Origin of the sequence: Leptospira weilii, from assembly GCF_006874765.1 — a bacterium.
Lineage (GTDB): Bacteria > Spirochaetota > Leptospiria > Leptospirales > Leptospiraceae > Leptospira > Leptospira weilii.
The window spans coordinates 1,262,375-1,275,000 of record NZ_CP040840.1 but is presented as its reverse complement, the minus strand read 5'-3'; the positions used below and the strand labels follow the sequence as shown (position 1 = coordinate 1,275,000).

General features: G+C 41.0%; 11 protein-coding genes and 1 pseudogene (1 of these 12 cut by a window edge). 3 read left to right on the top strand and 9 right to left on the bottom strand.

The window, feature by feature from the left end:
* Positions 1-265 (top strand): annotated as a pseudogene (locus FHG67_RS06150) (LBL_2463 family protein); its annotated part reaches 371 nt to the left of the window's first position; the annotation flags it as partial.
* Between the two features lie 348 nt (positions 266-613).
* Here the strand turns inward: FHG67_RS06150 and FHG67_RS06145 are convergent.
* From FHG67_RS06145 to FHG67_RS06120, 5 genes are all read right to left on the bottom strand, one after another.
* Complete coding sequence (locus tag FHG67_RS06145) at positions 614-2,113, bottom strand: DUF342 domain-containing protein (RefSeq protein WP_004500738.1); 1,500 nt, start codon at positions 2,111-2,113, stop codon at positions 614-616.
* A 406-nt stretch (positions 2,114-2,519) separates the two neighbouring features.
* Positions 2,520-3,566: an alpha/beta hydrolase family protein gene (locus FHG67_RS06140; protein WP_142499690.1), complete on the bottom strand. Its 1,047-nt coding sequence runs from the start codon at positions 3,564-3,566 to the stop codon at positions 2,520-2,522.
* A 68-nt stretch (positions 3,567-3,634) separates the two neighbouring features.
* The gene (locus tag FHG67_RS06135) at positions 3,635-4,936 is read right to left on the bottom strand and encodes a tetratricopeptide repeat protein (protein WP_036087120.1); all 1,302 of its coding nucleotides are present in this window, start codon (positions 4,934-4,936) and stop codon (positions 3,635-3,637) included.
* A gap of 162 nt (positions 4,937-5,098) precedes the next feature.
* Positions 5,099-5,611 (bottom strand): chemotaxis protein CheX, encoded by a 513-nt coding sequence (locus tag FHG67_RS06125; RefSeq protein WP_002634202.1) that lies wholly within the window; start codon positions 5,609-5,611, stop codon positions 5,099-5,101.
* Positions 5,602-6,783 (bottom strand): hypothetical protein, encoded by a 1,182-nt coding sequence (locus FHG67_RS06120; protein WP_036087102.1) that lies wholly within the window; start codon positions 6,781-6,783, stop codon positions 5,602-5,604. The genes FHG67_RS06125 and FHG67_RS06120 overlap by 10 nt, the downstream gene beginning before the upstream one ends.
* Positions 6,784-6,842: 59 nt before the next feature.
* Between FHG67_RS06120 and FHG67_RS06115 the strand changes: the two genes are divergently transcribed.
* A complete protein-coding gene (locus FHG67_RS06115) occupies positions 6,843-7,586 on the top strand; it encodes a class I SAM-dependent DNA methyltransferase (RefSeq protein ID WP_004497713.1) in 744 nt (247 codons plus the stop codon).
* A 113-nt stretch (positions 7,587-7,699) separates the two neighbouring features.
* Here FHG67_RS06115 and FHG67_RS06110 read toward each other — a convergent pair whose 3' ends face one another.
* The gene (locus FHG67_RS06110) at positions 7,700-8,539 is read right to left on the bottom strand and encodes a WGR domain-containing protein (protein WP_004500709.1); all 840 of its coding nucleotides are present in this window, start codon (positions 8,537-8,539) and stop codon (positions 7,700-7,702) included.
* 213 nt (positions 8,540-8,752) lie between these two features.
* Here FHG67_RS06110 and FHG67_RS06105 point away from each other — a divergent pair, with 213 nt between their 5' ends.
* Positions 8,753-8,959 carry a hypothetical protein gene (locus FHG67_RS06105; protein WP_142499689.1) on the top strand — a complete coding sequence of 69 codons (207 nt, stop codon included), beginning with the start codon at positions 8,753-8,755 and terminating at the stop codon, positions 8,957-8,959.
* Positions 8,960-8,989: 30 nt separating this feature from the next.
* On the opposite strand, the gene FHG67_RS06100 is transcribed toward FHG67_RS06105, so the two are convergent.
* The 3 genes from FHG67_RS06100 to FHG67_RS21660 form a co-directional block, all read right to left on the bottom strand.
* Positions 8,990-10,975 (bottom strand): WGR domain-containing protein, encoded by a 1,986-nt coding sequence (locus FHG67_RS06100; RefSeq protein WP_142499688.1) that lies wholly within the window; start codon positions 10,973-10,975, stop codon positions 8,990-8,992.
* 174 nt (positions 10,976-11,149) lie between these two features.
* Positions 11,150-12,259 (bottom strand): WGR domain-containing protein, encoded by a 1,110-nt coding sequence (locus tag FHG67_RS06095; RefSeq protein WP_004500813.1) that lies wholly within the window; start codon positions 12,257-12,259, stop codon positions 11,150-11,152.
* Positions 12,260-12,374: 115 nt separating this feature from the next.
* The gene (locus FHG67_RS21660; RefSeq protein ID WP_172616487.1) at positions 12,375-12,548 is read right to left on the bottom strand and encodes a hypothetical protein; all 174 of its coding nucleotides are present in this window, start codon (positions 12,546-12,548) and stop codon (positions 12,375-12,377) included.
* Between the last annotated feature and the right edge of the window lie 78 nt (positions 12,549-12,626).

Below are 12,626 nucleotides of genomic sequence, written 5' to 3'. Positions count from 1 at the left end.
TGCCACTAAGATGAACGCTGGTTCAAAAGTTTTATCTTTAAGTACCGACTTTTTACTTAAACGTGATTTTACTTCCACATATGGGTTATTCGATATAGATCGAAGTGCAATGGGAAAGCTCTACAACCGAATCGGAGCGATAGAATCTTCGTTACATCCATATTTAATTTACTTTCCAGATTATGGAAAGTTGGTTCAAGGGAACGTCAGACCAACTTTATGGAAAGTACAAGTGTCAGATATCTCTAAAATTATTGCAAAAAAAGTCATTCGTGACGTTATGCTTTCAGAGGGTCTATACTTTGGAAGCGATTTCAGCCTTACTTTTACTCATCTCTACATAATAGAGTTGTCTAAAATTCTGCGTCTAGCATGGGATTTGTGCTCAAATTAAGGTACTCTATTTTATAGGGATCAGTAGTTCAATTCCGAAGGAATTGGCGCATCATGTTGCGACCGTGGCAGCAACCCTTTAGTTTCTTATTCGCCCAATTTTTCTTACGCCGAACTCTTGCGTTGTATTACGAACTTATTGAATGATTGCAGCTGATTTCTTTTAAGGTTTTTGGAAAAACTCTGACTCAAATTTCTTTTCTAAAGAATTTCGTTTGAACTACTTCGTATGCAGCGCAACCATCACAGCTTTCTCCTGTCCCGGTTCGAATACCATCATAAAAGAAGATTGGAACTTCGTGATTTTCTCGATCTGCCTTCTATAATGAATCACCGCTCCGGAAAACGCACCCTTTTGAACGGCAAGTCTTACGGTACCGGAATTAAAGCGCGCACTTTTCAAACCGTCCTGCTTGGATTTCAGAAGATTCAAAATCTTTAATTTTTTGTTATAGTCTTCAAATATTGTTTTAAAAGCGGTTTTTTTGTCTTCCGGAAGATTTCCCCGGGAACGTTGAACCATATGTTTGATCTGTTGGATCTTAGGCAGAATCTTCTCCATCTCCTTTTCACCCATCTGAATCTTTTTGCTGATTTCTTGAAAGGCGCGATCGTTCTTAAAATGAAATCCAAGCTCCACCGTTACGTCCAATTCGGCGCTCGATCCCAAAGAAATAACGGAAATTCCTTCGTTGGTTCTGATCTTACTCGAAACTAAGTTTCCGTTCGATCCGCTGAGAACGACGGAACCCAAAGTATCAATCGTAGAATTCAGAATCGCCCCTTCTGTAACGATATCCCCTTCCGTTTCAAGACGTGCATTTTCAATAAACTTCGCCTGAACCCTTCCCGTAACTCGAATGATTTCCGTACCGGAACCTTTGATCCCCCCATGAACGATCAAATCCCGTCCGACCTTCACTTCATTGCTTTCTAAGTTTCCATAAACGATAAGAGATCCGGTACATTCCACAATGGAACTAGGCTCTATATCTCCTCGAACGATTACGTTTCCATCAAACTGAATGTTTCCGGTGGATAGTCCCACATTTCCCGCAATTTGAAGTTCGGGAGATACAGTAATCGATACTTCCGTAACAAAGATCACTCCGTTGCAGGAAGCGAAATATTCCTGAAGTTCTTTTCCTTCTTCAAAACTCGTCCTTTCATCGATATTATTACCGATCACAAGTTTGGGTTTTTTAATCGCCGGCGCCGGTATGATATTCCCAAATACGTCAAAGCCCGGAGTTCCCGGAATTCCTTCAAACTTCGAGGCAAGTTTTTCCCCTACTTTGACGTTGATATAACGATCTATATTTCTGAAATCTGCCCTGCCATCTTCGAGCAGTTTGACTCGTTTGGCCATGGGATGATAAAAGCGGACCCAGCCGTTTTCTCCCGGAATGGGAGCCATTCCCTTTGCAATTTCCACTTTAATCGGAGTGAAATCTCCTTTTTTGCCCGCTTCCTCAAGCAGCGTCAAAACTCTTCGGACCTCATCGACCAATATTCTTTCTCTGTGGATTCCCCAATCGATAATAATATTCCAAAGTTTATCCTTAGATACAGTTTCCCCTTTCAGATTATAGGGCCGAACCGTTATCGTTGCAGAAAGTTGATCCGGAGAAATAGAGATAGAGACCGCGGAATCAATGGAAATAGGAGAAATTTGAGATTCCGGCGTTGGTGTATTCATAGGCTTCTTGTCCGCATTCATGATATTTCAATCTTTTAGTCATAAACTCATTCCCTTTTATCCCCTAGTTTCAACCGAGAAATAAAAAATCGAAATGTAGTATATAGAAACCCCTTTGAAATAAAGCTTATTTTTTACTTATAATTTGTCAATTTCCTACCACAAAGAAGACCAAACTATAAAACCGTTACGGTCCGCAAAAGTAACAACAAACCGTGTTATGAGTACCCCAAAATAAGCTTTAATAGCAATCTAAATAAAAAAAGAACTTTACCGCCTCTTAAAACAACAAACGCCTGTTTCCATTTTTTCTACAATCCTGTCCGAGTTTAGACATTCCCGAAAACAGGTTTTTCGGAAAAAACAAAAGAACCGAAATTTAATTCGGCAACTAAGATGGGACCGTAAAGCTCTAAAAAATTCACGCTCAAGAGGAAGAACTCGCGCAAATAAAATATTCTCCCCAGAATTTCGCCATAGGAAAAATCTCGGTCAAACGAGAATAAAAAGGATGATGATCCCCATGAGTCAAAAGACCGGTTTCTAAAAAGCAAACGGAAGCGTTTTTATTCTTTAAAATCAAATCCCTAAGATCCTTGGACTCTTGGGGGGAAATAACGGAATCGTCGTCTCCGTGAAGTAAAAAACAAGGTTTGAAAAAACGATCCGCAAAAAACGCGGGAGAAGTCTCTATGGCAAAACTTTCCGGGACAATTGCTTTGATCTCAAGCGCGATTTCCTTTCGAAAATCCGAATTTTCCAAAAACTTTTCTATGAAATTTTTGTCCCCTTCATCTAAACTAGAAAAAATCTTCGGTCCCAGAATCGCATCCCCCGTTCTGGAAAGTCCGTTGTCCAAGGCGGATTCTAAGAAATATTTTTTTAGTGTCTCCGGTTTAGAACGAATCAGATGAATGTAATTGTATATCATCACATTTACCGCATAACTTTCGATTTCGTAATTTTTTAATACGAACGGTAAGGTTTTTCTGAAATCCGAAAACGCACCGATCAAAAACGCTGAAGTCAATACATTCTGACATTCCCGATTTGCCAGGGCGACAAAACCCATGCCGGCCGAAAAACTTGCGGATAGATAGGATACGGAACGTTTTTCCAAAGCGTGAATCCGAAGAAACGCGGCGCGTATATTGGAAATCGTTTCAGAACGAATCAATAGGTTTTTCACTTCCGGAAGTTCCGGAAGATAAACACGAAATCCTCGATTTGCAAGATTATTTCCAAGCGCGAGAATTCGGGGATCGTCGATTCCTTTAAAACTCATTCCGTGCTGCAGATAGATCACCGGCTTTTCAGAGTTTCCGGAACTTTCCAGAATTTTCGTTCTCAAAGAAACGGAAGCGGATAAATCCAAACTAGTTTCCGTTATGCGTGTTTGTTTTGGAGTTTTTAAACCGGAATAATCGATTAAAAACGAGAATCCGCGAATTGCGTTGAAAAAGTTCATCGGCATTGCAGTTTTCGGATTTCGTTTAAAATCTCCACAATTTTTTTCGATTCGATATTTTTTAAAATCGTTTCTTAACGGTAGGCATGATCCCGTAAAATGTCATTGATTCTTAGATTCCAAAATCTTTGTCTGCGCGGATTGGCGACCGCGGCCTTTCGAAACGAATCGATCGCCTCGTCCAAGTAACCGTTGTTTAGATAATAATAGGCTATGTTTGCAAATGCACCCTCGGATCGATTTCCAGATTTGGCCAAGGCGCGTTTCCAAACCTCAAACGCTCCCGGTGGTATTAACCTGACTTTGTCGTTTTCATCATCCCCTTCTCCGAAATATTGAAAGCCTTCCTCCAATAATTTTTGCACATTCGGATCGGAATCCTCTCGAATCAAATTCAGTTTCGTATATTCCCACTGAGGAAAAATCTTTCTCGTATGAGAAAGGCCTACGTTCTTCAAGGCCATTTTTCCCGCTTGGACCAAATCTGGACAGGCCCGTTGTCCGAAGTCATTGGTTCCTCTTTCGGTTTCGGAAATTTCAAACGATCTTATCTTTTGATTTTTAAAATCAATCAAATACGTTTTGATTTCCACCCGAACTTCCATAAATCCGGTCTCCTCTTCGTCTTCCTTATTTCTAGGATAGGCGTTTCTTGCCATAAGACGCTCCTCAAACTTTACGAATTCCTTATACGGAATCTTTTCCAACTTACATTCTCCGAATTTCAGATGCGCTTCGGAAATGAATACGAAGTCCCGATTCAATAATTTTCTGAACCGAGGCATCTCATTTCGTATTTCTTCGATCGAAGTATGTTCTAGAATTTTCGAAGCAGAGGTTTGATTGAGATATTGAAACGAATAAAAAGCGTCTCCTCGTATTTCGGAAGTAGAAGTTTGATTGTTAGATGGAAGCAAATGAAGAAAACTGTTGTAATATACGGATGAAAAAAAACTTTTCGCCAATTCTTTTTCGATCGACGCTTTCGGACGAGAAGGAATTACAATCGGTCGAACGTAAAACGGAATTTTTTGCGGAACATTCTGCAAAAGACTTCTCAGTTCCTTACCTTCTTCGTCGTTTGAAAAAACAGGAAAATAAAGTGTAGGCGTAGGTTTCTGTAAAACAATTCCGAAGAAAATAAACGGAAGAGCGACGATCGTAGCGCCGACATATACAAGTCCGAAGGCGAATCCAAGTTGAACTCCCGCATAAATACCGATTGCTCCGTCTCCCACCAAACCGACTCCGACTCCGGTAAGCGTAGTTTTTTCGTAATAATCTCCCATCCATTTAGAGATGAGTCCACCGGTAAAGGTGGCGCAGTGTAATTGGCAAAGAAGAAGAAAGAAAATAAAAATCCTTTTTAGGTTCATAAGCCGCGCCGTTTCGTTTTTCATCGGATCCAACTTTCAAACATCGAATTTACGTCGGTTAACATTTTATACGACTTTTTGGAAATTGGATCGATTTGAAAAACTATTTGCAAATCGGAAACGAAGGAAAAAACTTTTTGATCGAAAGAATTTTGCGAACTCCTAAAATTTCTTCATGAGAAGAATGAGATATACCCTTCCCAAGTATTGTTTTGCTTTGGAATCTTTCAAAAAATAAATAAGGATGTATTGCCTATGTGTTTCCAGATCGATCGGTATCAGTTTATGATTGAGCATTTCAGGCGGTAAAAGATCGGTCTGAAATCTTCCGAGTTTTATTTCCGAAATCAATAAACCGCAGATCTGATTGGCAAACTCCATCAAAATCGAAGGCGCGTCCGTTCTTATGGTGGGATCTATGTGAAAGGATTTCGCAACCATAGGAAGCAGTTTTAACTTCGTATATCCGTCCATGGCGAGAAATAGCTTTCCCTCGATCTCCCCCTTAAATTCGACCATCGTACAATTTTCGTAACAAAGGCCTTCATTCTTGGAAGGACCGAAGGCCTCCCTCACCGCGGTTACGTTTAGAGTTTTTTCCAGATATTCCGGAAAGATCTGGGAGATCGTAAGAATAAATTTTTCGTCAAGTAAAGGATCGATACTCACAGACAAATATACCGGTTTGGTCCTTCTTCGATGGATAATCCGAGCGCCTTTCTCGCGTTCATCGACCATTCTTCCCTATTTTCTTCCAAGACGGAAACCCCAAAATTGAGATCCACATCGTGACCTTCCTTTTGCAAAGATTCCGCGAGTTCCTTTAAGTTTTTACTATAATGTTCCCATTCTTCCGGAAGGACAAAGAACGCAATTCTGTCCTTTCGTATCCTATAAAAGCGAATCTGTCTGCGAAGTATCTTAGAAGTCCAGAGAGATATCCATTTTAGAATGTAAGGAGAAGGAGAATCCGTCCGAATACTTGCAAATATTAAAATACTCTCATCAACTCGTATCTTATCCAATTCGAACGCGTGCAGATTTCCGAATCCGGTCTCCGGATCGGAAGATTCGAATTGTATGGAAACCTGCTCTTCGTATTCCTCTTTCCAGGATTGAAACTCTCTAGAATCCAAATAATTCCATTCATTTGACAATATCTTGAGATAACCGAAAGGCCGAACTCCGGTAGACAGAGGAATCAAAACGGAAGTTTCGGTAAATTCAATTCTACCTTCCCCGATCTCTTTTAAACTTTTTTCGGTCAGAATATTTTCTTCCGGAGATTCGGGAATATGCAACACTTTTCCCTTGCGGGATGCCAAAAGCAATGAAACATCACCGCTTAAAAAATAGATTTCGACCATGCCGAGACGGGAACCAAGCCGCTCTAAAAATTTTCGGTGCGCGAGTATTAATTCCGGATGCGTAGGAATTTCCCGTTTCCAAACCGCACGAATTCGATTCGGCTTTGGTCTGGAAGTAGAAATGGTTCGTTCCGCATTCGTTTGCTCGGTGCCATGTCTAAACGTCGAGTTTTCGATTTTCGTTTCTTCTAAGCGAGTTTCCAACATTTGTGTTTGGGCCGTTTCAGTTGCATCTTGTATCGTCGGGTTCGTATTTATTATTCCGCGGCCTTCGCTCGAATTGCGATGATTCGGCGATGGGGATTTTTGAACGCTTCCCTTCAGAACCAAACCGAACAAAAGTAAAAGTGAAACAGAGATCCCCCCAAAAACCAAGGTATCGCCGGTAAATAAATTTTTGGTTACGCCCGTCTGCCTTTCCAAAATACCAAACGAACAATTAAAAAAAACGAAAATGATTCCGAAATATTGGATTTTCATAAGCGGACTGCCGTTAATATATTTAACGGGCAAATTTCGAGACCTCTAAACCAATTTTTATGAAGTTATACAATGAACTGGCGGAATTCTATTTCGATATCGAAAAGCCCGCACGTAAAATCGATTCCGAAGCCAAATTTCTAGATCGCCTTTTTCGAAAACATAGAATCATGACCATCCTTGATATGGGCTGTGGCACGGGAGAACACGTTCGTTATTTCCAATCTCTCGGTTACAGACCAAAGGGTATCGATTCTTCCCCCAGAATGATCGACGTAGCAAAAAAAAGATATTCCCATTGCAAGTTCGACGTGTCATCGATGCAAACCTATCAGTCCGGTGCTCTTCTCGACTGTGTCATCAGTTTGTTCGGTTCGTTTAACTACCTTTTGACGAACGAAGAAATCGACTCCACTCTCAAACTCATGGAACAAAATCTGAAACCCGCTGGACTTGCAATCTTGGAAGTCTGGAACGCGGAGCCTCTTCGAACAATCAAAAGAAAACCGATCACTCCGGTGACTCAGATCAAATCCCAGAACACTACGATTCAAAGAAACAGAGGCTTCCGTTTGGTCAGAGCGGATACCTCCACTATGGTGGAAGTGAATTATATCTATCAAATCAACACCAGAGAAATTCGAGACAAACACGTTATGCGTGTTTTTTATCTTCCAGAAATCGAAAGGATGATTCTCAGACATAAATTTGAAATCATGCATATCTATTCCGGATTCAACGAAGCCAAATTCAAAAACTCCGCGGGAAGAATACTACTCGTCCTGAAAAAAAAGAGTTCTTGATCGAAATGAATCGACCTTCCACGCTTTTCAATTCATTCAACGAATTTCGATAGAAGTAAGATAAAGCCTAACTGGATACGGCTTTTCCATTTTCTCCGATTTTTCAAGCTTACTCAATCATCGCCTTCATCTTCGTATAGTTTTTCGTTTTTTCCGAAGACTAAACCTTCCGGATCCATAGAACATGCCCAACCGTCATGTTCGCAGACATATACCTTGAAATTTTTTTCTGTCTTTAGTTTCCGAAAGGACTTGTCTTTTACGGCCAGAGAAACCGCGCGTCCCATTGTCCGAGCGACAAGGCTCCAAATATATTTTATGAGCAAGCTATACGTTTTACTTTGCCCTTCGTAGGCGTCGGCCATGATTTTACCGGGTTCGTGCAACGAAAATCCCCCAACCGTCGGTCCCACCTCGAAATAATCGTCATCCTCTCCCAGGCCGAAATAAAATTCTCCGCAACCAATTCCGTATTCTCTGAAACCGTCATTGCTGCACTCCGCAACAAATCCCGTAATTTTTTCATCTGCGTCTTCATCTATTTCCTCGCTTGCGGCTTCGAAAGCTTCGATGCAGGATTCGAATAATTGATTTTGGTATTCGTTCCACGGCAATGCTGATAATTTTTCCATAAATGGAGTTAATTCGGGAAATTGAGCAATCTCATTTTTCAGTTTTTCCACTCTTGCTTCGGTCTCTGGATTTGCCCGGCCTTTTGCAGAGTTCTGGGAAGCAACCTGCGCTTCGCCCTCCGCAGCATATCCCTTCTTCAACTTTTCTTGCAAAAGCTTTTTCGCTTCCTTCTGACATTCTTCTTCACTGCCGAAAGTTTTTGTCTGCGTTTGTCCGGCTGTTCCCGTTTTACCGTATGTTACGGTAAACGATTCCCCGGAAACTTCTATGTTCCAGAACTTGTCGGACTTGTCGTCTTTGTACGTTAGGTGGTGTTTCATCGTTTATATCCAAAATCAATTTTCTATATTATAATTTTATAATTATAAAGATACGCTTCGTTCAGACCCATTTCTAACCCAGAAATAAGTTAGCTCATGTTTCTTGATTATATTTTCGTTTGAACTCCCTGATCGAAGATTCCACATGGAGTTCCATTGTTTCCGAATCTCTCAGATCTATTTCGTAGAAATTTATCTTTTCCTTTGCGGAAAATGAGTCGTTTTACTTCGACTGTCAATTCCTTCTTCGTGGCTTCGGTGACATTTCCCGCTTCTCCCATGACACCCGGATACTCTTTGAACAAAGCAACCCGTTTTGAAAGAATAAAACAAGTGAAGCCTTGCGACCATGCATCGATCCTATTTTGTCGGCTTCGTTCGATTCGTTCTTTTACGATCGACAAACAATTTTTAAAATAGCTTTCACTTGTATATCGGATTCTCCCTGGCTTATTTTTTAACCTTGATATACATGTCTCCGTTTTCGTTGATTTCATACTCCACGTAATCCGACTTTTTCACGGCTTCCTCGACCTGGGCAATTGTCACGTCGTGGTATTTGGTCTTAGAAATAATCTCTTGAATGGCGCTGACATGGTAAAACGAATCGTCTTTGATGGTTTGATAGGCTTTATATTTCTTTTTATTTTTGTAGATGAAAGGAATCAGTCCGACTATTTCGGAAATTGGATCGGCAATGCTAGTAATGGATATCGGAGCGCTGAAATCATCCGTTTCTAGAATATACCGGAATCGTTTTTCACTTTGGTTGAAGAACTCGTATTTCTTCTCACCCTCCGGGGTTTTAATATAAAGATACTTGCGCCATTGTTTGTCGCAGATGGCGATTAGATCTTTGAGGATTTGATTGGTATCGTTTCGTTCCGCTCTTTGAGCCAACAGTTTTTCTCCGGCTTCCAGAGCGAGTTCCGGTTTATAGTCGCTATTGTCCGCAAGAGCCCTCAATAACGAATCTTTGATTTCAGGATGCATGTCCAATTTTAACGGATCACGTTTGTAGGAAGCCGTTTCGTTTTTTTTCAATCGATTCTTTTTAAAACGTTCATGAAATTTTTCGATTTGTTCGTCGGTGACGAGAGTTCCGTTGATATCCAGTTGCTCGAGTTCCGTAAAATCGTGGAGAAACTCAAGGTCGTTCAATTTCGTATCGCGCAGAGATAACTCTCTTAACTTTTTCAATTTCGCTACGGTAGCAAAATCCAGATCGGCGCATCTGTCTGCGTCCAGGAAACTGATTCCTTTCAGCATCGAAACGTCTTTCACAGGCGTTCCGCAAATACTCACGCTGAAGAGCTTTTTCCCAGCCATAGCCAAAATCGAAAGATCGGAAACGGCAGTGTCGTTCAGGCGGATGATCCCTAGTTTAAATATCTTTTCGGCCAGTAGCATTTCCAAAGGTTTCAGATCGGTGATCGCGGTCCCGTTTAAGTTGAGTTTTTCCAAAGTTAGTATTCTTTCGAATGTCGGTTCTTTTTCTTTATTAGTTTCGAATTGGTTTCGCAGTGCTTGTTTCCAGGCTTCGCTCAGATTATTCCACCATGTCGCTTTTGCGTCCGCCGACGGGTCGGCCGGACGTTCGATTACCGGTATTTCGACTTCAATTTCGAACTCATCGGCAAGTTGTTGTAAAAAGAGCGAGCCTACGTTGTAATAAATAGGATTAATTTCATCCTCCAGTTCGTGGATCACTGGAAAAATAGCGGGTTCCCCCTCTTTGTTTTTTTCAGTTGGGTGATAGATCCAATCGGAGTTATCCTGATAGTGTAGCGGACATAGAACGTTAGTCTCATTTCCATCGAAAATCTCATAGACCCGATCCCCTTCGTCGAAGATATCGAAATCGAAGTAACACTTTCCCAACTCCAACCGATCGGTTTTTAACGTGGCGTGTTTTTCGATCAGTTTTAGAAATGATTTTGGAAATTTTTTAAAGGAGTTCGGATTGCCCGGAGACAACGCCGTAAGAGTTTCTCCGTTTTTGAATTCTACGATCAATGTTTTGTCGTTTACTTTTACCGTCTTCGCATGTTCGAAAACTTTACGAACTATGGGTTCGAATCCGGGAGAATCCGCAAGATAGTGAAAATGTTTTGCCAAATCGTTTTGTAGGTCTTTTGAATTGGCGATCTCTTGCCATTCTTTGAGATAGTCTGCTTGCGGCTCCCGATTTTTCTTGTCTGTAGAAGCGGATTTCGTTTTAGCAAAATTATCTACTTCCGCATATCCTTTCTTCAACTTTTCTTGCAAAAGTTTCTCCGCTTCCTTCAAGCATTCCCCTTCGCTGCCGAAAGTTTTTGTCTGCGTTTGTCCGGCTGTTCCGGTTTTGCCGTATGTCACAGTGAACGATTTCCCGGATACTTCTATGTTCCAAAACTTATCGGACTTGTCGTCTTTGTACGTTAGGTGGTGCTTCATGGTTTATATCGTTGTCGGTGCCTTACCAACCAAACAACTTTAATGTCCTATTATTTTAACGTGAGTTCGGCTTCGTAGGCTGCAAGTTAAAATGTGATCATAACTTCTTAGCGGGTCGGTATTCCATTTTGTTCGAAATCATGCCGGACGATTTTCTCAAAGAATGGGAAGAAATCACCAATTCTTTGCGCGTTTTAGAAGACTTGCGAATTCTTTGTCTTTTCTGAACGAATTAAAGCAATTCTTCATGAACCAATTTTTGTAGCAACCGAGCTTTATACCATGGGCCATATACTGTAAAAGCATTTTTTTGTCTTTTTGGACGGCGTAATGACGAGCTAAAGAAAAAGCGAGATCCTTATACGTAATTGAGGCTGGTACCAGAGCGAGTCCCGCTTCGAGAATCTCATTATTCCCAAACAAAACACCTGCATCAATTGTGAGTGAGGCAATTCCTTCCCCTACACGAAATTGGTTGTAGACAAGTTTGCTCGGAAAGCCGAGGGTAGGAACAATCGCGAGATAAGCATCCAATATGGCCTTGAAGTTCTTCGGTTTTTTCTTTTCGTAAAATTCCGACATGCGCATAAATACGTGGTTTATAATAAGTTCCTGAACTTTGTCGTCCGGTACAAGATCTTTCATCTTTCTAATAAGGGCACAAATTTCTTCTAGACTCTTCTTTTTTATGGCGTGTGCTACATCTAATTCAAAGTACACTTGCTCCAGCAATTGCTTATTCTGCTTCGATTTGGGTTTTTGAGTTTTTTTAAGCTCGTTCTTATATTCGGCAAATTTATTCTTGTAAAACTTTTTCGCGTCGCTTTGTTTTAGTCCCGTTTCCTTTTTGATGTGCTGGCTGTAGCCCTCTTCCTCTTGGTCGGTTAAGCCGATGAGTATCCCATCGCAGGCACTGCATAAGCGTTCCAGTACGGTTTTTCTATCGGCGCCAGTCACGCTCGTCAGTAGTTTATCCCCTATGGCGATGATTTTGTGAAATTCCGACTCTTTTAAAAAATTGCTTAAATTGACCTCACTTTTCTTACCTGCAGAAGCGGATTTCGTTTTAGCAAGAATTTTTCCTTCCGCATATCCCTTCTTCAATTTCTCGCTCAAAAGCTTTTTCGCTTCTTTCTGACATTCTTCTTCGCTGCCGAAAGTTTTTGTCTGCGTTTGTCCGGCTGTTCCCGTTTTACCGTATGTTACGGTGAACGATTTCCCGGAAACTTCTATGTTCCAGAACTTATCGGACTTGTCGTCTTTGTACGTTAGGTGGTGTTTCATGGTTTATATCCAAAATCAATTTTCTATATTATAATTTTATAATTATAAAGATACGCTTCGTTCAGACCCATTTCTAACCCAGAAATAAGTTAGCTCATTTTTCTTGATTATATTTTCACTTGAGCTCTCTGAATTCCCTGATCGAAGATTCCACATGGAGTTCCATTTTTTCCGAATCTCTCGGATCTATTTCATAGAAATTTCCAATTTCCTTTGAGAAAATAAGTCGTTTCACTTCGGCTGTCAATTCTTTCTTCGTGGCTTCGGTGACATTTCCCGCTTCTCCCATAACCCCGGATACTCTTTGAACAAAGCAACCCGTTTGAGAGAATAAAACAAGTGAAGCCTTGCAACCACGCGTCGATTC

What these genes read in the sequence shown, in the direction of transcription:
- FHG67_RS06145 (WP_004500738.1), bottom strand. Translation starts at nt 2,113, where the DNA reads ATGAATGCGGACAAGAAGCCTATGAATACACCAACGCCGGAATCTCAA.
- FHG67_RS06140 (WP_142499690.1), bottom strand. Translation starts at nt 3,566, where the DNA reads ATGCCGATGAACTTTTTCAACGCAATTCGCGGATTCTCGTTTTTAATC.
- FHG67_RS06135 (WP_036087120.1), bottom strand. Translation starts at nt 4,936, where the DNA reads ATGAACCTAAAAAGGATTTTTATTTTCTTTCTTCTTCTTTGCCAATTA.
- FHG67_RS06120 (WP_036087102.1), bottom strand. Translation starts at nt 6,783, where the DNA reads ATGAAAATCCAATATTTCGGAATCATTTTCGTTTTTTTTAATTGTTCG.
- FHG67_RS06115 (WP_004497713.1), top strand. Translation starts at nt 6,843, where the DNA reads ATGAAGTTATACAATGAACTGGCGGAATTCTATTTCGATATCGAAAAG.
- FHG67_RS06110 (WP_004500709.1), bottom strand. Translation starts at nt 8,539, where the DNA reads ATGAAACACCACCTAACGTACAAAGACGACAAGTCCGACAAGTTCTGG.
- FHG67_RS06105 (WP_142499689.1), top strand. Translation starts at nt 8,753, where the DNA reads ATGAGTCGTTTTACTTCGACTGTCAATTCCTTCTTCGTGGCTTCGGTG.
- FHG67_RS06100 (WP_142499688.1), bottom strand. Translation starts at nt 10,975, where the DNA reads ATGAAGCACCACCTAACGTACAAAGACGACAAGTCCGATAAGTTTTGG.
- FHG67_RS06095 (WP_004500813.1), bottom strand. Translation starts at nt 12,259, where the DNA reads ATGAAACACCACCTAACGTACAAAGACGACAAGTCCGATAAGTTCTGG.
- FHG67_RS21660 (WP_172616487.1), bottom strand. Translation starts at nt 12,548, where the DNA reads ATGGGAGAAGCGGGAAATGTCACCGAAGCCACGAAGAAAGAATTGACA.